Genomic DNA, 26250 nt, shown 5'->3' on the forward strand with positions numbered 1-26250 from the left:
GTCACGACGTACGCCCCGGGCCCGCGGCTTGCGCGCGCACGGGGGGTGCGCCGCGGCCGGCCGGGCCGCATCGGTGCCGCTCCCCCCGCGCCCCCGCGGAGCGTCGTGGGTCCGGGCGCGGCTAGGGTCGGGGGATGAGCAAGCCGCCGTTCGTCGCGTTGCCGGGTGGGGTCGAGGCCCTGCGGGTCGAGACCCCGCGGGGGGCGTTCGCCGCACTGCGGGCCGGGCGGCCCGTCCACGGGACCGCCCTCCTGCTGCCCGGCTTCACCGGCAGCAAGGAGGACTTCATCGCCCTCCTCGAACCCCTCGCCGCCGCCGGCTTCCGCGTGATCGCCGTCGACGGCCGCGGGCAGTACGAGACGGAGGGCCCGGGGGACGAGGACGCGTACACGCAGGACGAACTCGCGCAGGACGTCCTCGCCCTCACCACCGCGCTGGGGACGGCGGACGGCCCCCCGCCGCACCTCCTCGGGCACTCCCACGGCGGCCACGTCGCCCGCGCCGCCGTCCTCCGCGCCCCCGGCGCGTTCTCCTCGCTCACCCTCATGAGCAGCGGCCCCGGCGTCGTCTGCGACGAGCAGCGGTCCCGCGCGAAGCTCCTCGGCGACGCCTTGGCCACGTACGACTTGGAGACCGTCTGGCAGGCCATGCGCGCCTTCGACCCGCCCGAGGCCGCCGACGCCCGCACTCCCGCCGACGTGAACGACTTCCTGCACCGCCGCTGGCTCGGCACCAGCCCCGCCCAGCTCAGGGCCACCGCCAGGCAACTGTGCGAGGAGCCCGACAGGACCCCGGAGCTGGCCGCCCTGCCGCTGTCCGTGCACGTGCTCACCGGCACGTCCGACTACGTGTGGCCCGTGGCGCAGATGGACGACATGGCGAAGCGGCTGCGGGCCCACCGCACCGTCGTCGACGGCGCCGACCACTCCCCCAACGTCGACCGCCCGGCCGAGACCGCCGCCGCGCTCGCCGCGTTCTGGTCGGCCGACCGGTAGTGGCGCAGAGAACCTCAACCGTGGTTGAGGTCGAGTTACGCTGGCGGACATGACGCACCACCTCTCCCCGCGGGCCAAGGAAGCCACCATCGGCGAGCTGTCCGACCGGAGCGGAGTCCCCCGGTCCGCGCTGCGCTTCTACGAGCGCCAGGGTCTGATCAGCAGCCGCCGCACCACCGGCAACCAGCGCCGCTTCTCCCGTGACACCCTGCGCAGGGTCGCGTTCATCCGCGCCTCGCAGCGCGTGGGGATCCCGCTGGCGGCGATCCGCGAGGCGCTCGCGGTGCTGCCCGAGGGCCGTACGCCGACCCGCGCCGACTGGGCGCAGTTGTCGGAGGGCTGGCGCGAGGACCTCAACACCCATATCCGCCGGCTGGAGCGGCTGCGCGACAACCTCACCGAGTGCATCGGCTGCGGCTGCCTGTCGCTCGACAAGTGCGCCCTGGCCAACACCGACGACCGCCTCGGCGAACGCGGCCCCGGCGCCCGCGGCCTCGGGGTGTGACGGCGCGGTACGCCCCTCACGCCTGCTGGATGAACTCCGTGACGCCGTTGGCAATCTGCTGCACCGCGATCGTCGCCAGCAGCATTCCGGCCAGCCGCGAGACCAGCACCACGCCGCCCTCCTTGATGACCCGGATGATCAGCAGCGAATAGCGCATCGTCACCCACAGCACGAGGTGGATCGCGACGATCGCCGCCCACACCGCCAGTTCCTGGCGCACCCCGTGCGCGTCCTGCACCGCCAGGATGACGGTCACGATCGCCCCGGGCCCGGCGAGCAGCGGCATGCCCAGCGGTACGAGGGCGGCGTTGACGTCCTTGGTCTGGGTGGGCTCCTCGGCCTTGCCGGTGAGCAGGTCGAGGGAGATCAGCAGGAGCAGCAGGCCGCCCGCGACCATCAGCGCCGGTACGGAGACGTGCAGGTAGTCGAGGATCTGCTGGCCGCCGAAGGCGAACACCGCGATCACCCCGAAGGCGACGGCCGCCGCTTGCATGGCCATCTTGCGCTGGAGCTTGAGCGGACGGCCCGAGGTGAGCGCGAGAAAGATCGGGGTGGTGCCGGGCGGGTCCATGATCACGAACAGCGTGACGAAGACCGAGCCGAAGAGGGCGAGATCGAACACGCCAGGAGCTTAAGGCGTCCCGTACGAAACGGGCCCCGGCGGGCAGCGTCGCCTGCCCGCCGCCCTCAACGCCCCGGCGTGGGGTCAGCCCTTGACCGGGGTCGCGCCCGTGGCGCGGTCCACGATCTGCTCGTAGACCTCCGGGGCCGTCGTGAACTCGCCCAGGCGGCAGGTCTTGCGCGCGCCGTGGTAGTCGCTGGAGCCGGTGGCGAGCAGGCCCAGGTCGGCGGCCGTGCCGCGGAGCCTGGCGCGGGTCTCCTCGTCGTGGTCCATGTGGTCCACCTCGATGCCGTCGAGGCCGGCCGCGGCCAGCTCCGCGACCGCGCTCTCCGGCAGGCACACGCCGCGCTTGACCGCCAGCGGGTGCGCGAAGACCGTGACGCCGCCGGCGCCCTTGATCAGCCGGATGGCGTCGAAGGGGTCCAGCTCGTGCTTCTCCACGTACGCCCGGCCGCCGGAGCCGATCCACTCGTCGGTGAACGCGTCCTGCACCGAGTCGACGACGCCGGCCTCGATCATCGCGCTGGCCACGTGCGGCCGGGCGATGGCGCCCTCGCCGGCGATCTCCTGGACGCGCTGCCAGGTGATCGGCACGCCCAGCTCGATCAGCCGCTCGGTCATGAGCCGGGCCCGGCGCACCCGGTCGTTGCGCACGGCGTCGCGCTCGCGGGTCAGCTCCGGCTCCTCGGGGTCGAAGAGGTACGCGAGCATGTGCAGGCTGATGCCGTCGAGGTCGCACGACAGCTCCATGCCGGGGACGAGGGTCAGCCCGGGGGGCAGCGCCTCGATCGCCTCGGCGTGGCCGCCGACGCCGTCGTGGTCGGTGAGCGCGACGACGTCCAGGCCCTCGGCCGCCGCCTTGCGCACCAGGTCTGCGGGGGTGTCCGTACCGTCCGAATCGGCGGAGTGGGTATGCAGGTCGATGCGCACGGACGGTACCTCGCACGGGCTCGGGGTCGCTGGAAGGCACCCAGCTTACGGTCCCGGGCGGCTGTCCAACCGAGAAGGTGCGGCTTCGCGGACGCCCGCCGCGCGGCGCTACAGGAGCCGCGGCGACAGGGCCCCGCAGGGCAGCAGCTCGATCTCGGCGCCGGCGTCGCGCAGGTCGGTGAGTACCAGCTCGTCGTAGAGCAGCAGCCCCGACTGCTCCGGCCAGACCACCGCCCACAGCCACAGGCCGCGCGCCTCCCCGGCGAAGACGGCCCGGTCCGCCGGCACGCCGCCGACGTGCCAGAGCGGGGTGGGCCGGCCCGCGGCGATGACCTTGGCGTCCGGCGGCTTGTCGGTGCACATCCCCGGCCCGGGGTCGGGCCCCTGCACGCCGGCGAAGCGCGCGCCGAGGCCGACGCCCAGCTCCTCGGCGACGAGGACCAGTTCGCCGGGGCCGCCGAGCGGCCCGGGTCCGGAGCAGGCGACGGCGGTGGCCCGGCCGCCGCTGCGGTCGTCGCCCGCGTTGGCGACGCCGGTGAACAGCCAGCCCAGGGGCAGCGGCCACGGCATCCACACCGGCACCTGGGCCCGGTGCACCACCACCCCGAGCGCCTCGACGCTGGGCGGTATGACGGGCTGCAGCGGCTGCACGGGTCCGTGCCGCTCGCACTGCCAGGAATCGGTGAAGAGACCGGGCGCCCGGACCCGCCCGCCGCACTTCGGGCAACTGGGTTCGCCCCTCATAGGAACTTACGGTCCTCTCCGGCCGCCGCGCCGTCAAGGACGATCACCCGTCCGGGGCCGCCCGCGCTGCCGCCCGGCGCGCGGGCGGGCGGCCGCCCCGTCCCCGTACGGCGTGCGCCGGGGGGCGGGTCTACGCGCCCAGCTCCACCCCGCGCCGCAGCGGGTCCCGCAGGTCCGTGCCCGCCGCGAGCCAGCGCTCGCTGAGCGCCGCCGCGCCGTGCACCCGCTTCCACGCGGCCTCGTTCGGCGTCATCGGCAGCAGCGGCAGGAACCGCACCGGCTCCCGCGGCTCCGGCAGCACCACGTCGTCGACGAGCCCGCCCGGCTCCGCGACCAGCACCGCGCGGAACGGCGCGCCGGGCCACAGCGGCCCGCCCACCTCCAGCGACGCCCCCGGCGCCACGACGACGCCCTCCACCTGGGGCGACGCAGCGAGCACGGCGAGCGGGCGCAGCACCTTGTCGGTGTCGGCGAGGCCGGCCCTGACGGTCAGCAGCAGTTCGGCGCGCGGGCCGCGCAGCGGGTCGGCCAGCGCCTGCGCGGGGTCGGTCATGGGCTGCGCGGACATGCCGAGGGTGGCGTAGCGCAGCAGCGGCTCGCCCCCGGCGGTGGCCGACGTGAAACGCGCCACCTCGATGCGGTCGGTGCCGACGAAGGTCACCGACGCCCGCGCGTCGGGCTCGCCGAACGCCCCGGTCAGCCGCCGTTCCACCTGCGCGAGCACGTCGTCGTACGCCATTGCCTCAGCCTACGGGCGCCGGGGAAGCGTCAACGCGGGCGGCTGGTTCACCGGCGGCTGCTAACCTTGCGTGTCGGCTTGATGCGCGTCGTACGTACGGCGCAGGCACGACCCCGACGCTCAGGCACATGAGCTGCACGCGAACGGCTTCGACACGCACGCCCTTCGACAGGGCCCGGCCGGAGGAGGTGGGGACTGCGGTGGATCCCAGCCGACCTTGCAGTACCGACAGCTCTCCCGCCCGGCCCGGCGCTCGCTGACCTTCGCCTGTTCTCCCCCGCGACGATGCGGGGATCTCCAGGTCGACTCCCGGCCCCGCCGTTCGGCGCCTCGCGGCTGAGCACGCACATTTCCGTCGTCATCCACTGACGTGCCGCCGGCGCGCTCAGCGGTGCCCGCTTTGTGGGTGTACCTCTGCGTAGATCCCCATTCCCGGCAGCGTTGGCCCGTGCCCGGCAGGAGCGTGAAGGAGTTCGCCCATGTCGATGATCCGTGACCTGCGAGCCGTCGTCCGTCCCGCCCTCAAGCGCCCGGGCCAGTCCGCCCACGGCTACGACCCCACCCGCGACCCGGCCACCGTCAGCGCCGTCGTCGACTGCGCCGTGTACCGCGGCGGCCGGCGCATCAGCGAACGGCTCTCCCCCGCCCAGGCGATGCGCCGGGTGCGCACCGGGGGCGGCTTCGCCTGGATCGGGCTGCACGAGCCGACGGAGCGCGAGTTCGCCGGCATCGCCCAGGAGTTCGGGCTGCACCCGCTGGCCGTCGAGGACGCGATCGACGCGCACCAGCGGCCGAAGCTGGAGCCGTACGAGGACTCGCTCTTCACCGTCTTCAAGACCCTCCACTACGTGGAGCACGCCGAACTCACCGCCTCCAGCGAGGTGGTGGAGACCGGCGAGGTGATGTGCTTCACCGGCCAGGACTTCATCATCACCGTCCGGCACGGCGGCCAGGGCTCGCTGCGCGCGCTGCGCGCCCGCCTGGAGCAGGACCAGGAGCTGCTGGCGACCGGCCCGTCCGCGGTGCTGCACGCCATCGCCGACCAGATCGTCGACAGTTACCTCGTCGTCGCCGACGCGGTCCAGGAGGACATCGACGAGGTCGAGATCGACGTCTTCTCGCCGAGCGACGGCCGCAGCGGGCGCGGCAGCGACGCCGGGCGGGTGTACCAGCTCAAGCGCGAGGTACTGGAGTTCAAGCGGGCGGTGGCGCCGCTGCTGCGGCCGATGCAGTTGCTGTCGGAGCGGCCGATGCGGTTCGTCGACCCGGAGATCCAGAAGTACTTCCGGGACGTCGCGGACCACGTGGCGCGCGTGCACGAGCAGGTGGTCAACTTCGACGAGCTGCTCAACTCCATCCTCCAGGCCAATCTGGCCCAGGCCACGGTGGCGCAGAACGAGGACATGCGGAAGATCACGTCCTGGGCGGCGATCTTCGCGGTGCCCACGATGATCGCCGGGATCTACGGCATGAACTTCGACCACATGCCCGAGACCACGTGGGAGTTCGGCTATCCCATGGTGCTCACCCTCATCCTCGGCATCTGCCTGGCGATGCACCGCGGCTTCCGCCGCAACGGCTGGCTGTAGGGGTACGGCCGCGGGGCCCGGCGGCTACGCTCGTGCCCCATGGAGCCGATCGCCGCCGCCCTCGCAGAAGAGGCCGCCAGGAAGTCCGGGCTCGTGTGGATCGAGGGCCCCGACGGCACACAGCGCGCGCTGTGGCACGTCTGGCACGACGGCGCCGTCGTCCTCGTCGGCGACGGCCCTGCCGAGCAGCCGCTCGACGGGCTCGGGCTCGCCGACGGGGCGGTGGTGACCGTGCACGCGCGCAGCAAGGACAAGGGCGGGCGGCTGGTCGCGTGGCCGGCGCGGGTGACCGAGCTGGTGCCGGAGGGCGAGGCGTGGCGGGCGGCCGTGGAGGAGCTGAAGGGCAAGCGGCTCAACGCCGTGGACGCCGACCACGTCGCCGCACGCTGGGCCCGGGAGTGCCGGGTGCTGCGGCTGGCACGGGACGGGGCGGCGGTCGCCGGGGACGGGCTGCCGTCCGGTTCGCTGGCCGCCCCGCCGCCGGCGACACCGGCGACGACGCGGCGGCCGGCACCTGCGGCACTGCCGCGGCTGCTGTTCCGGCGGCGGCGCGGCTGAGAGGGCCGGTTCAGCTCGCCGAGATCTGCTTCCCGTAGTCCACGACCTCTTCCTTGCGCGGTGCGTTGACCTCGAACTCCTCGTCCCAGTTCAGGAGTCGCAGTTCGCCCGCGTCCCCCGCGCGCTCCAGCAGCAGCGGGTACGGCCGCCCCTCCAGGGCCACCTCCAGCGCCCCGCCCACGCCTTCGTCGGCCGTCACCCGGATCGTGGTGAAGCCGTCGACCTCGCCGTTCTTCTCCGCGGCCAGCTCGCCGTCGAGCTTCAGCAGACCGTCGAGCAGCACCTTCATCTCCGTGAAGCCGCTGAGCTGCTTGTACGCGGTGTCCTCCGGCGGCACCTTCACGTACTTGCCGTCGAGCTTCCGCGCCGCCGCCATGTCGGACTCGGACGGCTTGCCGTCGCCGTCCTCGCCGTCGTCCTGGTGCAGCCAGAACTCGTCGCCGGCCTTCAGGAAGAGGTCCTCCTCGGCGCGGAGCAGCGAGAACGTCATGCCGCCCGTGGACACTTCGCCTATCCCGCCGGCCGCCGACAGCCTCATGTCGAGCTTGACCGGCTGGCCGTTGCTCACCAGCGTGCCCGCCAGCCGCACCGAACTCGCGCCTGCCGCGGCCTTCTCCGCCTTGGCCCTGATGCTCTCGGGAGCGAGCTTCCCGACGCCGTTCTCGCCGGCCTCCGGACCGTCCTCGGCACAGCCCGCCAGAACGGTCGCGGAGACAGCGAACGCCACCATCCGGAACGCCGATCTCCTCATCACGTGCGGCAGCGTACCGGGCCCCCGGGGCCCTGGCTTTCCCCGCCCGCAGCCCTCGGCCGTACGCTTGTGGCATGGCTGTCACAGAAGAGGCGGTGCGCGCCGCGCTCGCGACGGTGAACGACCCGGAGATCCACCGGCCGATCACCGATCTCGGCATGGTCAAGTCGGTCGAGATCGGGACAGACGGCTCGGTCGCCGTCGGGGTCTTCCTCACCATCGCCGGCTGTCCGATGCGGGACACGATCACCTCGCGGGTCACCGACGCGGTCGAGAAGGTCGCGGGTGTGACGTCCGTCACGGTCGAGTTGGACGTGATGAGCGACGAGCAGCGCAAGGCGCTCGCCGCGTCCCTGCGCGACGGCAAGGCGGAGCGCGAGATCCCCTTCGCCCAGCCCGGCTCCCTCACCCGGGTGTACGCGGTGGCGTCCGGCAAGGGCGGCGTCGGCAAGTCGTCCGTGACGGTCAACCTGGCGGCGGCGATGGCGGCGGACGGGCTGAAGGTCGGGGTCGTCGACGCCGACATCTACGGCCACTCCGTACCCCGCATGCTCGGCACGGACGCCCGGCCCACCCAGGTCGAAGACATGATCATGCCCCCGACGGCGCACGACGTGAAGGTCATCTCCATCGGGATGTTCACGCCGGGCAACGCGCCGGTCGTCTGGCGCGGCCCGATGCTGCACCGCGCACTCCAGCAGTTCCTCGCGGACGTCTTCTGGGGCGACCTCGACGTGCTGCTCCTCGACCTGCCCCCGGGCACCGGCGACATCGCGATCTCCGTCGCGCAGTTGATGCCGAACGCCGAGATCCTCGTCGTCACCACCCCGCAGCAGGCCGCGGCCGAGGTCGCCGAGCGGGCCGGGGCGATCGCCGTGCAGACGCACCAGAAGATCGTCGGCGTGGTGGAGAACATGTCGGGCCTGCCGTGCCCCCACTGCGGCGAGATGGTCGACGTCTTCGGCACCGGCGGCGGCAAGCAGGTCGCCGAGGGGCTGACGCGCACGACGGGCGCGGAGGTGCCGGTCCTGGGCGCCATCCCGATCGACGTGACGCTGCGGTCCGGCGGCGACGAGGGCAAGCCGGTCGTCCTCACCGACCCGGAGTCCCCGGCGGGCGCGGCGCTGCGCGACATCGCGGCGCGGCTCGGCGGGCGGCCGCGGGGGCTCGCAGGGATGTCGCTGGGCGTCACGCCGCGCAACAAGTTCTGACGGGTACGCCCCGGGCCGCCGGGCGCGGGCAGGGGCGTACGCCCCCGGCGCTACGGAGCAGGGGGGCGCGGTTCGTACACGATCCGCGCCCCGGACCGCCGCGAGAAGCTATCCGCGGCGGTCTTCGTACGTCGTGATGTCCTTGATCACCGAGAACGCGAGCCCGTACGCGCTCATGCCGCGGCCGTACGCGCCCAGGTGCACCTGGTTCTGCGTCGTCCCCGCCAGCACCCAGCCGAACTCCGACTCGCGGTAGTGGAACTGCGTCCCCTCGCCGTCGACCGGCAGCGACAGCGCCGACCAGCCGGAACCCTCCAGGTCGTCGGCCAGCTCCCAGGCCACCGACGTCTGCTGGTCCAGCCACTCCTCGCGGATCTGGCGCTCCATCTGCGTCGGCCAGGTGCACGACAGCAGCCCGGAGCCCGCCAGCCAGGCCGCCGACGACACGGACGTCGCCTCCAGCACCCCGGTGCCGTCCGCGCTGCGCCGCACGGGGCGGCTCGCGACGGTCACGACCACCGCGAAGCGGTGCTCGCGCATGCCGGCCTCGGCCAGGTACGAGGGCATGTCCCCGTGGCCCACCGTGCCGTGCTCGACCGCGCCGTCGCCGCCGCCGGTCGACTGGAGCCAGCGCGGCCCCACGAACGCGTCGTCCAGCCCGTACCAGGGGAAGGACGCCCGCAGAAAGCTGTCCACCAGGCGTGGCTCGGACTCCTGAACCATCCCCCCGGGCTCCGCCTCGCTCGTCATCTCCATCAGCGTGGTGCCTCCTCGTGGCCTGGACCTGTCAGTCGGCGGTCGCCCCCCGCCGGGGCGCACGCCCCGCCTGGCACACCGCATGCCGGGCGCTCACCCAGACACACGGGAGGATATCCACCTGCATACGCTAGGACAGGCAGGTGGTCTGATATGTGAGCCGATCAGGTGGCGTCCGCGTCGTACGGCGGGCGCTCGGCGGTGGCCGTCCCCTTGGCCTCACCTGCGGCATCGCTCTTGGCGTCCGTGCCGCCGCCGCTCTCCTTCGTCAGGCTCAGCCGCTTGCCGCCCGCGGCACCGTCGTCCTCGATGTCCCCCACGGTGCGCGCCGCCTCGCCGACCTCGGCGACCTCCTTCTTGAGGTCGAAGCCGTTGCGGATCTCCTTCAGACCCAGGTCGTCGTTGTCGAGGAGGTGCTTCTTGGCGAAGTTCTTCGGGTTCAGGTCCTCGAACTCGAAGTCCTTGAACTCCGGGCCCAGCTCCTTGCGGATGTCCTCCTTGGCCGAGTCGGAGAACTCCCGGACCTTGCGGATGAACCGCATCGTGTCCTGGATGACCTTGGGCAGCTTGTCGGGGCCGAAGACGATCGTGGCCAGGATGATGAGAGCGATCAGCTCGAGGGGTCCTATGTCGAAGAACACCTGGCACTCCTTGCTGTCCTGTCCGTCGGCCCGCTGCCGGCAGGTCCGGGCGACTCTCACGGTACCTGGCGACCCCGCCTCCCCGGGAGTACCGCATCGGCCGCGGTGGACTGGTCCACCGCGGCCGATGCGGGTGTTTGGGGTCGTTTGGCAGGGGTCAGTCGGTGGAGTCGCCCTCGCCGAGGGTGACGTCGACGGTCAGCTCCTCGCCGTCACGCTCGACGGTCAGGCTCAGTTCCTCGCCGGGGCTGCGGCTGCGGATCTTGACGATCAACTCCTCGCCGTTGTGCACGGCTTCGCCGTCGACCCCGGTGATGACGTCCCCCGGCTCGATGCCCGCGCTGTCGGCGGGGCCGCCCGGGGTGACGGGCTCGGTGCCGCCCTCCTCCGCGGAGGTGCCGACCTGCGCGCCGTCGCCGGTGTACTGCATGTTGAGCGTCACGCCGATGACGGGGTGCGTGGCCTTGCCGGTGTTGATCAGCTCCTCGGCGACGTCCGCGCCCTTGTTGACCGGGATGGCGAAGCCCAGGCCGATGCTGCCGCCCTGCTCGGTCTGCGGCTCGCCGCTGCCGTTGTCGGCGGCGCGGATGGCGCTGTTGATGCCGATCACGCGGCCTTCGAGGTCCAGGAGCGGGCCGCCGGAGTTGCCGGGGTTGATCGGCGCGTCGGTCTGCAGGGCGTTGACGTATGAGATGTCGCTGCCGTCGCCCTGCTCGCCGCCCGCGGTGATGGGGCGCTCCTTGGCGCTGATGATCCCGGAGGTGACGGTGTTGGGCAGGTCGTACGGAGCGCCGATGGCGACGACGGGGTCGCCGACGGCGACGGAACGTGAGTTGCCGAGGGGCAGCGGCTTCAGCCCGGAAACCCCCTTGACGCGTACGACGGCGAGGTCGTAGCCGGCGTCGCCGCCGACGACCTCGGCGGACTTGGACTCGCCGCCGCTGAACGTCACCGTTATGTCGCCGCCCTCGTCCGCGGGCTGCACGACGTGGTTGTTGGTGAGGATGTGCCCGCGCTTGTCGAGGACGAAGCCGGTGCCGGTGCTCTGCTCGGCGACGCCGCTGACGCGCAGCGTCACGACCCCGGGCAGCGCGGACCTGGCGATCCCGGCGACGCTGCCGGGCGGGCGCTTGCCGCCGTCGTCGGCGGCGGAGGACTGGTCGAGTTCGAGCTGTCCCGGGGTGCCGTTGCGCTCGATGTAGCTGCCCAGGGCACCGCCGATGCCGCCGGCGACGAGCGCGATGACGAGCGCACCGACGAGGGTCGCCAGGCGCCCCTTGCGCCGCTCCGGCGCGTGTGCCGCGTGCGCGGGCGCCCAGGGGTCGTAGCGCTGCCACTGGCCGCCCTGGGGGGCGCCCTGCGGGTGGGCGCCGTAGGGCGCGGGGCCGCCGGGGCCCGGCGCGCCGGAGGCCGCGGGCGGGTGCGCGCCGGGAGGCCGCCCGGACCCCTGCGGGCCGTACTCGCCCGGGGGTGCGCCGCCGGCCGGCGTCGCGCCGGGTACGGGGGCCTGCGCGCCGGGCCCGTACGGCGCGCGGGGCCGGGGCTGCGGCCCGGGGGCGCCCTGCGCACCGGGGTGGGCGGGGTGGGCGCCCTGCGGGGCGGGATGGCGCGTGTCGGCGGGTGCGGGGCGCCGCGGTGCGGGCGCGTCGGCCGCGGGCCGCCGCGGGCCGGGGAGGTCCCCGGAGGGCGGGGCGCCGGACTCGGAGATGACGGCGAGCTGCGTGGTGTCGTCGTCCTCCACGCCCTCGCGGGGCCCGGCGGCGGGCGGCCGGTCGGCCACCTCGCGGTGCGACTCGTCCGAAGGCGGGGGGCCGAAGGCGCCCGCGTCGCCGGATCCCTCGGGAGCGTCCGTCCGCGCCGCGGCGTCGCCCGGTGTCTTCGCGGTGCTCTCCCGGCCGGAGGCGGCCGCGCGGTCACCGGCCGGGGGGACGGCCGGCCGCGAGGGCTCCGCGGCGTTCTGGGGGGCGTCTGCGGGCTCCGCCGGTGTCCCGGGCGTGGTGGCCCGTTCGTCCTGCTGCGGGAGGGCGGCTCTGCCGGCGCGGGCGCCCGCCACGGCGGACACCGCGGCGGGTATGCCTCTGCCGCCCGGCGAGCCCTCGGCCCCGGCCTCCGCGGCACCCGGGTACGGCCGCACGCCGACCTCCCAGGGGCGTTCCTCCGGGCTCCCGGCATCCGCCGCGGCACCGTCCTGGTCCTGCCCCGGACCGGGCGGAGAGGGCTCCGCCGCCGGGCCTTCCGCGGCAGGGGTCGCGGTCCTGGCCGGAAGGGCACGCGGCTCCGTTCCCGGCCCCTCGGTCCCGGGGGCGCGGTCCGCGGCTGCCGGGCCCGGCGTATCCCCCGCGCGGGTGCGCGTCGGGAGCGCGCCCGTGTCCGCCGCCGCCGGCCCGCCGGTCTCCGCGACCCGCGGACCGGGAAGGTCCGCGGCCGTGACGGCGGAGCCGGCGGAAGCGTCCGCGCTCCGTACGGCATCCTCGTCCGCGCGCGGCGTTCCCCCCGGCCCGCCCGCTCCGGCGGCCTCTGTCCGTTCCGGCACGGATGCGGCGTCCGCCCCGGTGCCCGCCGGCGTGGCGCTCTCCGGAGCCGGCCGCCCACCCGGCGCCGTCACGTCCTGCCCGCCCGCATCCTGCTCCACCGCGCTGTCCGCATCCGCGGCCCGGACCGGCTCCCGGCTACTGCCACCCGGCCCGCTCTCCGCGGGGACGGCCACGCCGTCGGCCGGAGTCTCCGCACCCCCCGGCGCGGGCACCGAGGCGTCCGCGGGACCGCCGTCAGCCGCGCTCCCGGCGGCGGCCCGGCTCCGGTCCCTGTGGTAGTCGTCCTCCCCGTCGCGCCACTCCCGCAGCGCCTCCCGGACCCGGCGCAACTGATCCACCTCCGGGTCGTATCCCGGTGGTGGGCCCGCGTCCGCCGGCGGAGGCGCCGGTTGCGCGTAGGCGTCGGAGTCGGTGGGCGGTCCGGCGGTGTCCGACTCGGCCTCGCGCGGAGGCTCGCCGGGCTCCTGCCTCCACCAACTCGGCTTCCCCTGGTCCATGTTCTCCCCACACGTTCCGCATGCGACTCGGGCGCAGACCGTCGCGGCCCGCAGTTGTTGCTCACCCGCCGGGCGGCCCTAGGCCGCGCCTGGCACATCCCGCCGCGGCGCCCGCCCAGAGGGCGGACGGCGCCATTTGCCAGACACGCCCCAGCGATTCAATCAGGTGCATGCGGTTCCGCGCATCGCCTCGGGGCCGACGTCCCGCCGGCCCCGAGGGGGGGGTCACTGCGGCGACGGGGTGTTCATCCCGCTCAGCGCGGTCTGCGGTGCGGACGCCGGCGGCTCGGACGCCGACGGCTCGGTGACCGCGAAGACGGAGAGCAGCGGCGGCTGCGGCGTCGCGGTCGTGGCAGCCGTCGCTGAGGCGGCCAACTGAAGGGGGCCGCTCTGCGTGCTGTACGGCTGGACCGGGCCCGCGTCCTGTGCGCCGCCCGAGGTGGAGAGCTGGGGGTCGTACGAATAGCGCGCGGGCTCGCCGCGGTCGCCGGGGGTGACCGCAGGGGAGCCGCCCGAGGGGTCGACGGCCGACTCGATGGGCAGCGCGCCGCCGAGGGCGAGGGCGGCGAAGGAGACCGCGCCGGCGGCGGCGAACGCGAAGCGCCGCCCGCGGGCGGCGGAGGGCCGCTCGACCTCGTGGATCGGGAACCCGGTGCCGCCGTCGAGCACGGCGCCGCCGAGGATGCCGCCGCCGAAGCCGCCGGTCCTGGCCGGGCGGGCACCGCCGGTCCTGCTGCCCGTACGCGCACTGCCGCCGGCTCCGCCCGCGAAGGGCGACCGGCGGGCGGCGTCGTCGAGGTCGACACCCGGCAGGTTCTCCAGCCGGGCCAGCAGCCCGTCGGAGGGCGCGGGCGGGGCGGCGGCGGAGAACACGCTCTTGAGCCGGCGCTGCTCGTCGGCCTCTGCCTTGCACCGGGGACACGTCGCCAGATGGGCCAGCACGCGGTCCCGCGAGTCGTGGGGCAGTTCCCCGTCGACCAGCGCCGCCAGCGCCTCGCCCAGGTGCTGCTCGGCGGGCGACAGCCCGCCCACGCTGCTCACAGCGTTCCGCCCTCCTCGTCCGAGCCGTAGGCGCCCTGCCCCGCCCCGGCGAGCGCGCGCTGCTCGGCCCTCGCCTCCGGGGAGCGGTGCTTGAGCGCCTTGCGCAGGTGGGAACGGCCGCGGTGGATCCGGCTGCGGACCGTGCCCAGCTTGACGCCCAGGGTGGCGGCGATCTCCTCGTACGACAGGCCCTCGATGTCGCACAGCACCACCGCGGCCCGGAACTCGGGCGCGAGGGTGTCCAGCGCCTGCTGGACGTCGGCGTCGAAGTGCGTGTCGTTGAAGTGCTGCTGCGGCGACGGCTCGCGGCTCGGCAGCCGCTCGGCGGCGTCGTCCCCGAGCGCGTCGAACCGGATGCGCTGCTTGCGCCGCACCTGGTCGAGGAAGAGGTTCGTGGTGATGCGGTGCAGCCAGCCCTCGAACGTCCCCGGGGTGTACGTCGACAGCGACCGGAAGACGCGGATGAAGACCTCCTGCGTGAGGTCCTCGGCGTCGTGCCGGTTCCCGGTGAGGCGATAGGCGAGACGGTAGACGCGACCGCTGTGGGTGCTGACGATCTCCTCCCACGAAGGCGGAGTCCACCCCTTGGACGACGCGTCGTCGGCCGGGAACGCGGAGAATCCGGCAACGGTCACGGTGTCGGTGGCGTGGCTGTGGTCGTCAGCAGTGTCGGTCACGGATTTCGGCTCATCCGGTGCCCGGGACCCTCGGCGGAATCGCCGAAGGGTGCCCCTTTCGCCGGACGCGGCCGCACCTCCCCTGGTGGCTCTGGTGGTGTCCAGTAGGCCCCCTACCATATCCACCTCGCCCGTTAGCTCCGGATAAGCTCATCCGACCGGTATTCTCCCGCATTCAGCGGAACCATCCCCGCCGGCATCCTTACCTCGTCCGTATCACTTCCGTCTCCCCCAACGCACGGTCCGGCCAGCAGGTTCCCAGGGGCAGCGGATACAGTCACGCTTGCGACGGATGCAGGTGCAGGTGCCAACGGGGAACAGGAGAAGGCGATTACCGGCAACCGGCTGGCGAGCTGGTCGTTCGCGGAGGCGTACGGCACGGACGGTGCCGCGGACGCCGGCGGCGGCCGGGCCGGGGTGACCCCGGGCGACCCGGCGGCTGCGACGCGTGCGCAGGGCTCGGCGACGGCGGCGCTGCACTGGGCGCGGCAGCGGGCCCTGGAGGCGGGCCTGCGCCAGGTGTCCGCGGGCGCCGGGGCCGCGCTGCGGCTGCTCGCGGCGACGGCGGGCGCCAAGGCGGTGGTCGAGATCGGCACCGGCACCGGCGTCTCCGGCATCCACCTGCTGCAGGGCATGCGCCCCGGCGGGGTGCTGACGACGGTGGACCCGGAGCCGGAGCGGCAGCAGTTCGCGCGCCAGGCGTTCCGGGCGGCCGGGTTCGCCGCGAACCGGGCGCGGATCATCGTCGGCCGGGCGCTGGACGTGCTGCCGCGGCTGGCGGACGGCTCGTACGACATGGTCTTCTGCGACGGTGACCCGCTGGAGTGCCTGGAGTATCTCGGCGAATCGTTGCGCCTGCTGCGGCCCGGCGGCGTGGTGTGCTTCGAGGGCGTCTTCGCGGACGGGCGCACGGTGGACTCGGCGGCCCAGCCCGACGAGGTGCAGAAGGTGCGCGAGCTGCTGCGCGCGGTGAAGGAGAGCCGGGAGCTGATGCCCGCGCTGCTGCCGGTGGGGGACGGGCTGCTGTGTGCAGTCAAGCGCGAGGCGTGACGGGCGGGAAGGACCGGACGGACGTGACGGATGTCACGGACGTGCGGGCGGAACGCGCGGACGGCACCGGGCTCTCCGGTGCCCCGCGGGCGGGGATACGGGCCCGGAAGGACGATCCGCCCCGGCCACCGCGTGGCCGGGGCGCATACAGGGTTCTTCCGGACCTCGGTCCGACTAGCTGACGACCTTCTTCAGGGCGTCGCCGAGCGCGTCGGCTTCATCGGGGGTCAGCTCGACGACGAGCCGCCCGCCGCCTTCGAGCGGAACGCGCATGACGATGCCCCGCCCCTCCTTGGTCACCTCGAGCGGGCCGTCGCCCGTCCGCGGCTTCATGGCCGCCATGCTCGTTCCCCTTCCTGAAACCAGCTCTTCGTTGAGAAGCTTCGACGGCCCGTGGACAGGCTCGTCGCCACCGGCATCGAACACAGTGCTTCTCGCCCATTATCCCGCATTGCCGGTCCTGATGACCAACATCGGTCCGCATACTCTCGGCGACGTCCGACCGCAAAACCTCCCAATTCCCGCCAGAGGGATGCGATACTGCGACCTTCCCGGCCGGGGCGCGCCGCGTTTCCATTTGACGCACGTCACATGTCGCGGAGCGGTGATCTCCGCCATGCTGACGGCACCGGACGAGACGCGGCAGAGCCCCGGTGACCCCGGGGCGTAGCGAAGGGAAGAACATGGCGGACACCGTGCTGTACGAGGTCGCCGACGGACTCGCGACCGTCACCCTCAACCGCCCGGACGCGATGAACGCCCTCGACACCGAGACCAAGAACGCCCTGCGCGACACCCTGCGGGAAGCCGCGGCGGACGAAGCCGTACGGGCCGTGCTGCTCACCGGCGCGGGGCGGGCGTTCTGCGTGGGGCAGGACCTCAAGGAGCACATCGGCACCCTCGCGGCGGCCCGCGCCGCGCAGCGTACGGACCACGCGATGGACACCGTCACCGAGCACTACAACCCCATCGCCGCCACCCTCGCCGGGATGCCGAAGCCGGTGGTCGCGGGCGTCAACGGGGTCGCCGCCGGGGCCGGCGCGGGCTTCGCGTTCGCGGCGGACTACCGGGTGGTGGCCGACACCGCGTCGTTCCACACCTCCTTCGCGGGCGTCGCGCTCACCGCGGACTCCGGCGTCTCCTGGACCCTCCCCCGCCTCGTCGGCCACGGCCGCGCCGCCGACCTGCTGCTCTTCCCGCGCCGGATCCCGGCGGCCGAGGCGCTGGCGCTGGGCATCGCGAACGTCGTCGTACCGGCGGCGGAGCTGGCCGCGGAGGCGGCGGCGGTGGCCCGCCGGCTCGCGGCCGGGCCGACGGGGGCGTACGCGGCGATCAAGGAGTCGCTGGCGTACGGGGCGGGCCACGGGTTCGCGGAGACGCTGGCGAGGGAGGCGGAGCTGCAGTCCCGCGCGGGTGCGTCGGAGGACCACAGGATCGCGGTGGAGGCGTTCGTGGCGAAGGAGGAGCCGCGCTTCACGGGCCGCTGATCCCGTACGGCGGCGGGGCCGCACCGGGCCCGGAGCCGCCCGCGGCTACCGCGCGTGGCAGTCCGCGAGGTGGTCGTCGACCAGGCCGCACGCCTGCATCAGCGCGTACGCCGTCGTGGGGCCGACGAACCGCACGCCGCGCCGCTTCAGCTCCTTGGCCAGCGCCGTCGACTCCGGGGTGACGGCCGGGACGTCCGCGAGCGTGCGCGGCGCGTGGCGGCCGGCGGGGTCCGGGGCGAACGACCAGATCAGGGCATCGAGTTCGCCGGGGGTCCAGGCGGCGAGGGTCTTGGCGTTGGCGAGGGTGGCCCGCACCTTCAGCCGGTTGCGGATGATGCCCGGGTCGGCGAGCAGCCGCTGCTCGTCCCCGGGGCCGAACTCCGCCACCGCGGCGATCTCGAAGCCGGCGAAGGCCGTCCGGAAGCCCTCGCGGCGGCGGAGGATCGTCAGCCAGGAGAGCCCGGACTGGAACGCCTCCAGCGACAGCCGCTCGAAGAGCGCGTCGTCGCCGTGTACGGGCCGGCCCCACTCCTCGTCGTGGTACGCGACGTAGTCCTCGGCGGAGAGCCCCCAGGGGCAGCGCAGCAGCCCGTCGGGGCCGGCCACGGCCCCGCCCTCGGCGCTCATGCCCGGCCGTCCAGGCCCTCGCGCGGGTCCGCACCGCCGGGCCCCCGGCCGTGCGCTTCCCGGCCGCCGGCGTCCCGTCCGGCCAGGTCCGTGCCCCCGTTGCCCCGGCCGCCCGGGTCCTGGCCGCCCGGGTCGCGCGCGCCCAGGTCCGTGCCCCCGTTGCCGCGCCCGCCCAGGTCCCAGGTGCCCAGGTCCGTACCGCCGTTGCTCTGCCCGCCCGGGTCCGCGACGCCGCCCGCGCCCCCGAAGCCCGGTCCCGGCGGCGCGTCCTCGTACCCCTGTCCGCCCGTTCCTCCCCCGCGGTACGCCGCCGCGTGCGCGCCCGCCAGGGCCGCCTCCAGCTCCGCGATACGCGCGTCCCGCTCCGCCAGCTCCGCGGCGACGCGGTCCAGCGCGTCGTCCACGTCGTCCATGCGGTACCCCCGCAGGGCGACCGGCAGCCGCAGCGCGTCGATGTCGGCGCGGCCGAGCGGGCGGTCGGGCGGCAGCGGGTCGTGGAGCCGGTCCGGCTGCGGCTCGGTGAGCTCCTCCTCGCCGTTCCCCGCCAGCACGAGGGTGACCGCGGCCACGACCACGACCATGGCGATGAGCATGAACCAGAACACGATGTCTCCCCGTGGACAGCCGGGGCGCCGGACGGCCGCGCCCGGTACGCCGGGTGGCTGCGCCCCACCATAGCCGGGCCCTGTGACAGCCCCCCGCGGCCCGGCGCACGGACCTACCCGCGCACCCCACCGGGACGGGGCCGGCGCCCCGCCCGCCGCACGCCGCCCCGCCGCGCCCGCGGGCTAAGGTCGCGGGAGGAGCCCGGGGCCGCCGCCCCGGAGGACGTCAGAGGAGGCAGCATGCTGCGACTGGGGTCGCGCACTTTCGCCGCGCACGAGCCGGTGATCATGGCGATCGTCAACAGGACCCCGGACTCCTTCTACGACCAGGGCGCCACCTTCCGCGACGAGCCCGCGCTGGCCCGCGTCGAGCAGGCCGTCGCCGAGGGCGCGGCGATCATCGACGTCGGCGGGGTGAAGGCCGGCCCCGGCGAGGAGGTGTCGGCGGCCGAGGAGGTGCGCCGTACCGCGGGCTTCATCGCCGAGGTGCGCCGCCGCCACCCGTCCGTCGTGATCAGCGTCGACACCTGGCGGCACGAGGTCGCCGAGGCCGCCTGCGCGGCCGGCGCGGACCTGCTGAACGACGCCTGGGGCGGCGTCGACCCGCTGGTCGCCGAGGTCGCCGCGCGGCACGGCGCGGGGCTCGTGTGCACCCACGCGGGCGGCGTGCAGCCGCGCACCCGGCCGCACCGCGTCGCGTACGACGACGTGATGGCCGACATCCTGCGGGTCACCCTGGGGCTCGCGGAGCGGGCCGTGGAGCTGGGCGTACGCCGCGACGGCATCCTGATCGACCCCGGGCACGACTTCGGCAAGAACACGCGGCACTCGCTGGAGGCCACCCGCCGGCTCGGCGAGATGACGGCGGCGGGCTGGCCGGTGCTGGTCTCGCTGTCGAACAAGGACTTCGTCGGCGAGACGCTGGCCAAGCCGGTGAAGGAGCGGCTGATCGGCACGCTCGCCACCACCGCGGTCTCGGCCTGGCTGGGGGCACAGGTGTACCGGGTGCACGAGGTGGCCGAGACCCGGCAGGTGCTGGACATGGTGGCCGCCATCGCGGGCCACCGCCCGCCCGCGGTCGCGCGCCGCGGGCTCGTGTAGCGGCCCGTACCGCCCGCCCCTACGGGGTCTCCTTGGTGACCAGCGCCACGGCCTCGGACACGTCGTCCGTGATGTGGAAGAGGTCGAGGTCCCGCTCCGCGGCCTTGCCGCCGTCCACGACGGTCTTGCGCAGCCAGTCGACGAGCCCGCCCCAGTACTCGCTGCCGAAGAGGACGATCGGGAACCGCGTGACCTTCTTCGTCTGCACCAGGGTCAGCGCCTCGAACAGCTCGTCCATCGTGCCGAAGCCGCCCGGCAGGACCACGAAGCCCTGGGAGTACTTCACGAAACACGTCTTGCGCACGAAGAAGTAGCGGAAGTTCACGCCGAGGTCGACGTACCGGTTGAGCCCCTGCTCGAAGGGCAGCTCGATGCCCAGCCCCACGGACAGCCCGCCGGCCTCCAGCGCGCCCTTGTTCGCCGCTTCCATCACCCCGGGCCCGCCGCCGGTGATCACCCCGAAGCCGGCGTCCACCAGCCCCTTGCCGATCGCGACGCCGCGCGCGTACTCCGCGCTCTCCGGTGCCGTACGGGCCGAGCCGAAGACGCTGATCGCGGGTCCCACCTCGGCGAGCGCGCCGAACCCCTCGACGAACTCCGCCTGCATCCGCAGCACCCGCCACGGGTCCTCGTGCACGTACTCCGCGGCGCGCTCCCGGGTGTCCAGCAGGTGCTGGTCCATCGTCCCGCGCTGGATGCGGCTGCGGCGGCGGATGACGGGGCCGAGCCGCTGCTCCTGGAACTCCTCGCGGTTCGCCACGGGCGCGCTCCCTTCCTCGTGCTGACTCGTGTCCGGCTACGAGTCCGACCGTACGGTTTCCGCGTACGGCGATCTCCGGGCCCCAGGCTAGGCGAAGCAGCCCCAAGCCATGTGAACCCCGGCAGAAACCACGGCGGAACGGCCGGTGACACGGCCCGCGCTCAGGCGGTGAGCCAGGCGCGCAGCCGCTCCTCGCAGTGGTGGATGCGGGCCGTGTGCACGTGCTCGTCGCGCTTGTGCGCGTAGTTCGGGTCGCCGGGCCCGTAGTTCACCGCGGGGACGCCGAGTGCCGTGAAGCGGGCCACGTCCGTCCAGCCGTACTTCGGCCGCGGGACGCCGCCGACCGCGGCGGTGAACGCGGCGGCCGCGGGGTGGGCGAGGCCCGGCAGGGCGCCCGGGGAGCTGTCCTCGACGGTGATCGCGGCGATGCCGCAGCCGTCGAAGTACTCCCGTACGAAGGCGATCGCCTCGTCCTCCGAGCGGTCCGGGGCGTAGCGGAAGTTGACGGTGACCTCGCAGACGTCCGGCACGACGTTGCCCGCGACGCCGCCGGAGACGCGGACGGCGTTGAGGCCCTCGCGGTACTCCAGGCCGTCGATGACCGCGTGCCGCGGCTCGTACGCCGCGAGCCGGGCCAGCGCGGGGGCGGCGGCGTGGATGGCGTTGGCGCCGAGCCAGCTCCGCGCGGAGTGGGCGCGTTCGCCCTCGGTGCGGAGGACGGCGCGCAGCGTCCCCTGGCAGCCGCCCTCGATCTCGCCGTCGGACGGCTCCAGCAGCACGGCGAAGTCGCCCGCGAGCCAGTCGGGATGGCGCTCGGCGAGACGGCGCAGGCCGTTGCGGGAGGCGTCGACCTCCTCGTTGTCGTAGAAGACGAAGGTGAGGTCGCGGTTGGGCGCGGGCACCGTGGCGGCGATGCGCAGTTGGACGGCGACGCCGGCCTTCATGTCGGAGGTGCCGCAGCCCCACAGGACGCCGTCCTCGTACGTGCCGTCGAGGCGCGAGGGCAGGTTGCCGGCGACGGGCACGGTGTCGATGTGCCCGGCGAGCACGACGCGCTCGGCGCGGCCCAGCCGGGTCCTGGCGACGACGGCGTCGCCGTCGCGGTCCACCTCCAGATGCGGAAGGCGGTGCAGCGCGGCCTCGACCGCGTCGGCGAGGTGCTTCTCGTCGCCGCTGACGGAGGCGGTGTCGACGAGCTGGGCGGTGAGCCGTGCGGCATCGAGCGTCAAGTCCATGCCGACGACCCTACGGCCCGGTGCGCCGGCCCTCGCGCCGTCCGCACGCCGTACGCGCCGCCCGCCGCGCTCCCGCCGGCCGCGGTCGTCCGCCGCGAACGCTACGGTGGGCCCGTGCCAGCCTCCGACGTCTTCCGCCGCCGCCTCCTCCGCGCGTTCGTCGCGCTCGTGGTGCTGGGCGGCGTGGGCGCGTACCTGCTGGTCCACCTCAACACCGGCGGCGGCCCCGCGCCGCGCTGCGAGGTGCGCGGCAAGGGCGAGGGCGAGCCGTACGAGCTGGATCCGGAACAGGCCGCCAACGCCGCGACGATAAGCGCCGTGGCGTCCTCCCGGCGGCTGCCGGAGCGCGCGGTGACCATCGCGATCGCCACCGCCATGCAGGAGTCGGGGCTGCGCAACATCGAGCACGGCGACCGCGATTCGCTCGGGCTCTTCCAGCAACGCCCGTCCCAGGGCTGGGGCACGGAGGAGCAGATCCTCGATCCGGTGTACTCCACCGGCAAGTTCTACGAACACCTGGCGGAGATCCCCGGCTACTCCCGGCTGCCGCTCACCGAGGCCGCGCAGCGCGTGCAGCGCAGCGGCTTCCCGCAGGCGTACGCGAAGCACGAGCCGGCCGCCGCCCGGCTCGCCGCCGCGCTCACGGGCCGCGACGGCGGCGCCTTCACCTGCACGACGGCGAAGGGCGACACCCGCTCCGGCGATCCCGCGCTGCTGCGCGAGGCGCTGAAGCGGGAGTTCGGCGCCGGCGTGCTGCCGGACGCGGACGGTTCGGGCGAGGGGTCCGGGGGCGCGAACGGGGCCGGTGCCGGGCAGGTGCTGGTGCTGGTGGTCGCCGGGGACGGCGCGGACGCGGCGGGCCGCGGCTGGGAGCTGGCGCACTGGGCGGTGGCGCAGGCGCCGCGGCTGCGCGTCGCGCAGGTGTCCTTCGCGGGCCGCGAGTGGCGGGCCGAGGAGTCGTCCGCAGGCTGGCGCGAGGTCGAGGGCGCGAACGCGGAGGCGGGCGCCGCGTCCGTCCGCATCGTCACCGAGCCCTAGCCACCGCGGACCCGTACGGGGGATGCCGGTCAACGCGGGCTGACGGCGCGGCGCCTTTCCCCGTTCTTTGCCACGATCCGGCAAACCCCCGGTGGGGCAGGTCCCCGACCCCTCGAACGGCGCTCACACCGACCCGCTTTGCCCGGTTTTCTGGCGAAGCAGATTATGCGACGCATTACCAACTCTTTACGTAGGGCGACCGCAACCTTCCGGCGCCTCACGCGGTAGTCACAGCGTCCGCACGGCGGACATGCCCATCAGCAGCCCTCCGCAAAGGAGAACCATGTCCCACCCCCTGAAGCGCCACCTCGCCCGGGTCGCACTCGTCGTCGCCGCCGGTGCCGCCCCGGTCGTCGGCGCCGCGGGTGCCGCCGGCGCCGTCGAGCTGCCCAGCACGAACGGCCTGAACCCGGTCAGCGCGCTGGAAACCAGCTCGCTGCCCGCGACCGCCTCCCAGACCGGCAGCGAGGTGCTCACCACCGGTACCGAGACCGCGAACCAGCTCGGCGAGAACGCCGGCCCGACCACCGAGAAGGCTCTCGGCGCGGTCCAGGACACCACCGGCAAGACCGTCGAGCAGGGCCAGGGCGCCGTCGGCGACACCGCCGCGAACCTGACCCCGGAGCTGCCCACGTCGGGCCTGGGCCTCTGAACCCGTCCGGCTGACCACGAGGCCGCCGGTGGCCCGCGGGACCGTCCTCCGCGGGCCCGGCGGCCCGTCAGCGCCGCGGCGGGTCCCGCGGCGGCGCACCCGGGATCTCTCCCGGGCCGGCGGCGGCGCTGCGGCGCCTCAGCCCCGCAGCGCCGCCAGCCGCTCCACGGCTGCGGCCACGCGCTCGTCGGTGGCCGTGAACGCGACCCGTACGAACCGCTCCCCCGCGGCCCCGTAGAACTCCCCGGGCGCCACCGCGATCCCCAGCTTCGCCAGCTCGGCGACCGTGTCCCAGCACGGCTCGTCCCGCGTCACCCAGAGATACAGCGACGCCTCGCTGTGCTCGATCCGGAAGCCCGCCCCCGTCAGCGCCTCGCGCAGCGCGGCCCTGCGGCGGGCGTAGCGCTCGCGCTGCTCGGCCACGTGCCGCCCGTCGCCCAGCGCGGCGATCATCGCCTGCTGCACCGGCTTCGGCACCATCATCCCGGTGTGCTTGCGCACCGCGACCAGCTCGCGCACCACCGCCGCGTCGCCGCCGGCGAACCCGGCGCGGTAGCCGGCCAGGTTGGAGCGCTTCGAGAGCGAGTGGACGGCGAGCAGTCCCTCGTACGAGCCCTCGCTCACCGACGGATGCAGCACCGACACCGGCTCGGTCTCCCAGCCCAGCTCCAGGTAGCACTCGTCGGAGGCGACCAGCACCCCGTGCGCCCGCGCCCACGCCACCGCGCGGCGCAGTTCGGCGGCGTCCATGGTACGCCCGGTGGGGTTCGACGGGGTGTTGAGCCAGAGCAGCTTCACCCGCGCCGGGTCGAGGTCCGTGACCGGATCGGCGTACGTCACGGGCTCGGCCCGCGCCGTCAGCGCCCCGATCTCGTACGTCGGATAGGCCAGGCTCGGATACGCGACCTGGTCGCCCGGCTCCAGCCCCAGCAGCGTCGGCAGCCAGCCGACCAGTTCCTTGGTGCCGATCGCCGGCAGCACCGCGTCCGGGCGGAGCTCCGCCCCGAGCCGCCGGCCGAACCAGCCGGCGATGGCCTCGCGCAGCGCCGGGGTGCCCCAGGCGAGCGGGTAGCCGGGGCTGTCGGCGGCGTCCGCGAGCGCGGCCCTGACGACCTCGGGAACGGGGTCGACGGGGGTGCCGACGGACAGGTCGACGATGCCGCCGGGATGAGCGGCGGCGGCGGTCTTGTACGGCTCCAGCCGGTCCCAGGGGAAGACGGGCAGCCGGGAGGTGACGGGTCGCACTCTCACTGTCCTCAATCGACGCAACAGCCCCCGCCGATCAGCCCGGGGCCGACGGGGCGGGGGCAATGCGTATCGCCGTGGTACTCGGTCCTGCTCGCCCTACTCGTCGTGCTCCTGCGGGGGGAGGGCCGCGACGATCGGGTGGTCCCGCTCGATGAGGCCGAGCTTCGAGGCGCCACCGGGCGAACCGAGGTCGTCGAAGAACTCGACGTTCACCTTGTAGTAGTCCTTCCACTCCTCCGGAGTGTCGTCCTCGTAGAAGATCGCCTCCACGGGGCAGACCGGCTCGCAAGCACCGCAGTCGACGCACTCGTCCGGGTGGATGTACAAGAACCTCTGGCCCTCGTAGATGCAGTCGACGGGGCACTCCTCAATGCAGGCCTTGTCCTTGAGATCCACACAAGGCTCTGCGATGACGTAGGTCACGCTGTCGTTCCTCCTCGATCAGGCTGGCGGCGCGGGAGCGCGGCGTGTCGATGCCCGCACCTAGTATCTCCGTTCCCGGGCACGGAGCGAACAAGAGGGGCGTGGAGAGCTGTGGAATTCACCACTGGGGCGCGGCTCGAAATCCGCATCACCCCCGCTGACGTGGGAAAACGCGTTTCCGTACGGCGACTGACAGATGCCTGCGAGGGGGACGCGCGGTTCACGGACGCGGTCGGTGTGCTCACATCGTGGGACGCGGGCGAACTGCGTCTCACCAGGCGGAACGGCGAGGTCGTCCGGATCCCGGAGGCCGCGGTGGTGGCGGCGAAGGCCGTGCCGGCCGCTCCGGCGCGGCGGCGCGGCCCGGCGGCGACGGCGGCGGAGCTGACCCGGGTGGCGGCGCGCGGCTGGCCGCCGGTGGAGAGCGAACGGCTGGGCGACTGGACGCTGCGGGCCTCGGCCGGCTTCACGAGCCGGGCCAACTCGGTGCTGCCGCTGGGCGACCCCGGGCTGCCGCTGGACGCGGCGCTGGCGCGGGTGACGCGGTGGTACGGGGAGCGGGGGCTGCCGGCGCTGGTGCAGGTCGCGACGGGCGCGGCGGGCACGGCGGAGCCGCTGGCGGCGGAGCTGGACGCGCGCGGCTGGACGGTGCGGCGGTCGGCGCTGATGCAGGTCGGCGAGCTGGCGCCGGTGGCGGACCGGGGGGAGGCGGGGCGGGTGGAGCTGTCCCGTACGACGTCGGCCGCATGGTTCTCGCTGTACAACCGGGCGGCGGAGCTGACGCCTGCCGCCCGTACGGTGCTGGAGGGCGGCCCGTCGGTGTGGTTCGCGACGGTCCGGGACCCCTCCGGTGCCGACCCGTCCGGTACCCCGGCGGCGATCGGCCGGTGCGTGGTCGACGGCCGCTGGGCGGGCTTCGCGGCGGTCGAGGTCGCCCCGGCACACCGCCGCCGCGGCCTGGCCACGGCGGTGGTGGCGGCCCTCGCCACCCGCGCCCTGGAGGAGGGCGCCTCGGCGGCGTACCTCCAGGTGGAGCCGGACAACACCGCGGCCCTGGCCCTCTACAACGCCCTGGGTTTCACCACCCACCACAGCTACCACTACCGCCATCACCCCACGGTGTAGGGGCGGCGAGGGCCTGCGGGCCCGCGCCCAGGCCGGAGGTGCCTCAGTCCTCACTCTCTCCCCACCGGTCTCACCTTTGCGCGGGACGTGCGCCCCGTCGCGTCGCACA

At 74.4% G+C, this 26250-nt stretch carries 28 protein-coding genes; 11 read left to right on the forward strand and 17 right to left on the reverse strand.

Translation table 11 applies throughout. The annotated features are described in order from the left end of the window. Positions 1-134: 134 nt before the first annotated feature. Both FB457_RS00875 and soxR read left to right on the forward strand, forming a co-directional pair. Entirely contained in the window at positions 135-995 is an 861-nt protein-coding gene (locus FB457_RS00875; protein WP_145780438.1) for an alpha/beta fold hydrolase, read from the forward strand. A 49-nt stretch (positions 996-1044) separates the two neighbouring features. Further along, complete coding sequence (gene soxR, locus FB457_RS00880; RefSeq protein ID WP_047017911.1) at positions 1045-1500, forward strand: redox-sensitive transcriptional activator SoxR; 456 nt, start codon at positions 1045-1047, stop codon at positions 1498-1500. A 16-nt stretch (positions 1501-1516) separates the two neighbouring features. Here soxR and FB457_RS00885 read toward each other — a convergent pair whose 3' ends face one another. The 4 genes from FB457_RS00885 to FB457_RS00900 all read right to left on the reverse strand — a co-directional run bounded on the left by FB457_RS00885 (position 1517) and on the right by FB457_RS00900 (position 4535). Then, positions 1517-2122, reverse strand: coding sequence for a MarC family protein (locus tag FB457_RS00885; RefSeq protein ID WP_145780440.1), 606 nt, complete (start codon positions 2120-2122; stop codon positions 1517-1519). A gap of 84 nt (positions 2123-2206) precedes the next feature. After that, positions 2207-3052: a PHP domain-containing protein gene (locus FB457_RS00890; protein ID WP_047017909.1), complete on the reverse strand. Its 846-nt coding sequence runs from the start codon at positions 3050-3052 to the stop codon at positions 2207-2209. Between the two features lie 108 nt (positions 3053-3160). Continuing rightward, the gene (locus tag FB457_RS00895) at positions 3161-3796 is read right to left on the reverse strand and encodes a DUF6758 family protein (RefSeq protein WP_047017908.1); all 636 of its coding nucleotides are present in this window, start codon (positions 3794-3796) and stop codon (positions 3161-3163) included. A gap of 130 nt (positions 3797-3926) precedes the next feature. Then, on the reverse strand, positions 3927-4535 hold the full coding sequence (locus FB457_RS00900; protein ID WP_047017907.1) for a suppressor of fused domain protein: 609 nt from the start codon (positions 4533-4535) through the stop codon (positions 3927-3929). Positions 4536-5014: 479 nt separating this feature from the next. Between FB457_RS00900 and FB457_RS00905 the strand changes: the two genes are divergently transcribed. Next, positions 5015-6124 (forward strand): magnesium and cobalt transport protein CorA, encoded by a 1110-nt coding sequence (locus FB457_RS00905; protein ID WP_047017906.1) that lies wholly within the window; start codon positions 5015-5017, stop codon positions 6122-6124. Between the two features lie 39 nt (positions 6125-6163). After that, positions 6164-6682, forward strand: a complete 519-nt coding sequence (locus FB457_RS00910; RefSeq protein ID WP_047017905.1) for a hypothetical protein — start codon at positions 6164-6166, stop codon at positions 6680-6682. Between the two features lie 10 nt (positions 6683-6692). On the opposite strand, the gene FB457_RS00915 is transcribed toward FB457_RS00910, so the two are convergent. Continuing rightward, positions 6693-7412: a hypothetical protein gene (locus FB457_RS00915; RefSeq protein ID WP_047017904.1), complete on the reverse strand. Its 720-nt coding sequence runs from the start codon at positions 7410-7412 to the stop codon at positions 6693-6695. A 95-nt stretch (positions 7413-7507) separates the two neighbouring features. On the opposite strand from FB457_RS00915, the gene FB457_RS00920 reads away from it, so the two are divergent. Then, positions 7508-8644, forward strand: a complete 1137-nt coding sequence (locus FB457_RS00920) for an Mrp/NBP35 family ATP-binding protein (protein WP_047017903.1) — start codon at positions 7508-7510, stop codon at positions 8642-8644. A gap of 108 nt (positions 8645-8752) precedes the next feature. Here the strand turns inward: FB457_RS00920 and FB457_RS00925 are convergent, their stop codons facing one another. The 5 genes from FB457_RS00925 to sigE form a co-directional block, all read right to left on the reverse strand. Continuing rightward, the gene (locus FB457_RS00925) at positions 8753-9400 is read right to left on the reverse strand and encodes a hypothetical protein (protein ID WP_047017902.1); all 648 of its coding nucleotides are present in this window, start codon (positions 9398-9400) and stop codon (positions 8753-8755) included. 164 nt (positions 9401-9564) lie between these two features. Then, positions 9565-10041: a sec-independent translocase gene (locus FB457_RS00930; RefSeq protein ID WP_047017901.1), complete on the reverse strand. Its 477-nt coding sequence runs from the start codon at positions 10039-10041 to the stop codon at positions 9565-9567. A 157-nt stretch (positions 10042-10198) separates the two neighbouring features. After that, positions 10199-13072 carry a trypsin-like peptidase domain-containing protein gene (locus FB457_RS00935; RefSeq protein WP_145780442.1) on the reverse strand — a complete coding sequence of 958 codons (2874 nt, stop codon included), beginning with the start codon at positions 13070-13072 and terminating at the stop codon, positions 10199-10201. 225 nt (positions 13073-13297) lie between these two features. Further along, complete coding sequence (locus tag FB457_RS00940; protein ID WP_047017899.1) at positions 13298-14113, reverse strand: anti-sigma factor family protein; 816 nt, start codon at positions 14111-14113, stop codon at positions 13298-13300. Further along, the gene (sigE, locus tag FB457_RS00945; protein WP_173534880.1) at positions 14110-14910 is read right to left on the reverse strand and encodes an RNA polymerase sigma factor SigE; all 801 of its coding nucleotides are present in this window, start codon (positions 14908-14910) and stop codon (positions 14110-14112) included. Before sigE ends, FB457_RS00940 begins: the two co-directional genes overlap by 4 nt. 297 nt (positions 14911-15207) lie before the next feature. On the opposite strand from sigE, the gene FB457_RS00950 reads away from it, so the two are divergent. After that, positions 15208-15840 carry an O-methyltransferase gene (locus FB457_RS00950; RefSeq protein ID WP_047017897.1) on the forward strand — a complete coding sequence of 211 codons (633 nt, stop codon included), beginning with the start codon at positions 15208-15210 and terminating at the stop codon, positions 15838-15840. A gap of 174 nt (positions 15841-16014) precedes the next feature. On the opposite strand, the gene FB457_RS00955 is transcribed toward FB457_RS00950, so the two are convergent. After that, the gene (locus FB457_RS00955; RefSeq protein WP_018834979.1) at positions 16015-16182 is read right to left on the reverse strand and encodes a DUF3117 domain-containing protein; all 168 of its coding nucleotides are present in this window, start codon (positions 16180-16182) and stop codon (positions 16015-16017) included. Between the two features lie 341 nt (positions 16183-16523). Between FB457_RS00955 and chcB the strand changes: the two genes are divergently transcribed. Further along, positions 16524-17327, forward strand: a complete 804-nt coding sequence (chcB, locus tag FB457_RS00960; RefSeq protein WP_047017896.1) for a 2-cyclohexenylcarbonyl CoA isomerase — start codon at positions 16524-16526, stop codon at positions 17325-17327. Between the two features lie 45 nt (positions 17328-17372). Here chcB and FB457_RS00965 read toward each other — a convergent pair whose 3' ends face one another. Together FB457_RS00965 and FB457_RS00970 are read right to left on the reverse strand one after the other, a co-directional pair. Next, a complete protein-coding gene (locus FB457_RS00965; RefSeq protein ID WP_047017895.1) occupies positions 17373-17954 on the reverse strand; it encodes a DNA-3-methyladenine glycosylase I in 582 nt (193 codons plus the stop codon). Then, positions 17951-18559 (reverse strand): DivIVA domain-containing protein, encoded by a 609-nt coding sequence (locus FB457_RS00970; RefSeq protein ID WP_047017894.1) that lies wholly within the window; start codon positions 18557-18559, stop codon positions 17951-17953. Before FB457_RS00970 ends, FB457_RS00965 begins: the two co-directional genes overlap by 4 nt. A 240-nt stretch (positions 18560-18799) precedes the next feature. Between FB457_RS00970 and folP the strand changes: the two genes are divergently transcribed. Then, positions 18800-19660, forward strand: coding sequence for a dihydropteroate synthase (gene folP, locus FB457_RS00975; RefSeq protein ID WP_047017893.1), 861 nt, complete (start codon positions 18800-18802; stop codon positions 19658-19660). Between the two features lie 19 nt (positions 19661-19679). Here folP and FB457_RS00980 read toward each other — a convergent pair whose 3' ends face one another. Continuing rightward, positions 19680-20420: an LOG family protein gene (locus FB457_RS00980; RefSeq protein ID WP_047017892.1), complete on the reverse strand. Its 741-nt coding sequence runs from the start codon at positions 20418-20420 to the stop codon at positions 19680-19682. Positions 20421-20581: 161 nt separating this feature from the next. After that, on the reverse strand, positions 20582-21655 hold the full coding sequence (gene dapE, locus FB457_RS00985; protein WP_047017891.1) for a succinyl-diaminopimelate desuccinylase: 1074 nt from the start codon (positions 21653-21655) through the stop codon (positions 20582-20584). A 114-nt stretch (positions 21656-21769) separates the two neighbouring features. On the opposite strand from dapE, the gene FB457_RS00990 reads away from it, so the two are divergent. Further along, the gene (locus FB457_RS00990) at positions 21770-22693 is read left to right on the forward strand and encodes a hypothetical protein (RefSeq protein ID WP_047017890.1); all 924 of its coding nucleotides are present in this window, start codon (positions 21770-21772) and stop codon (positions 22691-22693) included. A 283-nt stretch (positions 22694-22976) separates the two neighbouring features. Then, a complete protein-coding gene (locus tag FB457_RS00995) occupies positions 22977-23345 on the forward strand; it encodes a hypothetical protein (RefSeq protein ID WP_145780448.1) in 369 nt (122 codons plus the stop codon). A gap of 138 nt (positions 23346-23483) precedes the next feature. On the opposite strand, the gene dapC is transcribed toward FB457_RS00995, so the two are convergent. Together dapC and fdxA are read right to left on the reverse strand one after the other, a co-directional pair. Continuing rightward, positions 23484-24590, reverse strand: a complete 1107-nt coding sequence (dapC, locus tag FB457_RS01000; RefSeq protein ID WP_145780451.1) for a succinyldiaminopimelate transaminase — start codon at positions 24588-24590, stop codon at positions 23484-23486. A 99-nt stretch (positions 24591-24689) separates the two neighbouring features. Then, on the reverse strand, positions 24690-25016 hold the full coding sequence (fdxA, locus tag FB457_RS01005; RefSeq protein ID WP_027754067.1) for a ferredoxin: 327 nt from the start codon (positions 25014-25016) through the stop codon (positions 24690-24692). A 111-nt stretch (positions 25017-25127) separates the two neighbouring features. On the opposite strand from fdxA, the gene FB457_RS01010 reads away from it, so the two are divergent. After that, on the forward strand, positions 25128-26141 hold the full coding sequence (locus FB457_RS01010; protein WP_145780454.1) for a GNAT family N-acetyltransferase: 1014 nt from the start codon (positions 25128-25130) through the stop codon (positions 26139-26141). The last annotated feature ends 109 nt before the right edge of the window (positions 26142-26250 follow it).

This window comes from Streptomyces sp. CNZ287, assembly GCF_007827615.1.

Bases quoted from the DNA above. Each gene is read 5' to 3' on its own strand.
- FB457_RS00915 (WP_047017904.1), bottom strand. From the start codon at position 7,412: ATGGTGGCGTTCGCTGTCTCCGCGACCGTTCTGGCGGGCTGTGCCGAG.
- sigE (WP_173534880.1), bottom strand. From the start codon at position 14,910: ATGGTAGGGGGCCTACTGGACACCACCAGAGCCACCAGGGGAGGTGCG.
- chcB (WP_047017896.1), top strand. From the start codon at position 16,524: ATGGCGGACACCGTGCTGTACGAGGTCGCCGACGGACTCGCGACCGTC.
- FB457_RS00900 (WP_047017907.1), bottom strand. From the start codon at position 4,535: ATGGCGTACGACGACGTGCTCGCGCAGGTGGAACGGCGGCTGACCGGG.
- FB457_RS00935 (WP_145780442.1), bottom strand. From the start codon at position 13,072: ATGGACCAGGGGAAGCCGAGTTGGTGGAGGCAGGAGCCCGGCGAGCCT.
- FB457_RS00875 (WP_145780438.1), top strand. From the start codon at position 135: ATGAGCAAGCCGCCGTTCGTCGCGTTGCCGGGTGGGGTCGAGGCCCTG.
- soxR (WP_047017911.1), top strand. From the start codon at position 1,045: ATGACGCACCACCTCTCCCCGCGGGCCAAGGAAGCCACCATCGGCGAG.
- FB457_RS00910 (WP_047017905.1), top strand. From the start codon at position 6,164: ATGGAGCCGATCGCCGCCGCCCTCGCAGAAGAGGCCGCCAGGAAGTCC.
- FB457_RS00920 (WP_047017903.1), top strand. From the start codon at position 7,508: ATGGCTGTCACAGAAGAGGCGGTGCGCGCCGCGCTCGCGACGGTGAAC.
- FB457_RS00905 (WP_047017906.1), top strand. From the start codon at position 5,015: ATGTCGATGATCCGTGACCTGCGAGCCGTCGTCCGTCCCGCCCTCAAG.
- FB457_RS00955 (WP_018834979.1), bottom strand. From the start codon at position 16,182: ATGGCGGCCATGAAGCCGCGGACGGGCGACGGCCCGCTCGAGGTGACC.
- FB457_RS00995 (WP_145780448.1), top strand. From the start codon at position 22,977: ATGTCCCACCCCCTGAAGCGCCACCTCGCCCGGGTCGCACTCGTCGTC.
- FB457_RS00965 (WP_047017895.1), bottom strand. From the start codon at position 17,954: ATGAGCGCCGAGGGCGGGGCCGTGGCCGGCCCCGACGGGCTGCTGCGC.
- dapE (WP_047017891.1), bottom strand. From the start codon at position 21,655: ATGGACTTGACGCTCGATGCCGCACGGCTCACCGCCCAGCTCGTCGAC.
- FB457_RS00895 (WP_047017908.1), bottom strand. From the start codon at position 3,796: ATGAGGGGCGAACCCAGTTGCCCGAAGTGCGGCGGGCGGGTCCGGGCG.
- folP (WP_047017893.1), top strand. From the start codon at position 18,800: ATGCTGCGACTGGGGTCGCGCACTTTCGCCGCGCACGAGCCGGTGATC.
- FB457_RS00925 (WP_047017902.1), bottom strand. From the start codon at position 9,400: ATGGAGATGACGAGCGAGGCGGAGCCCGGGGGGATGGTTCAGGAGTCC.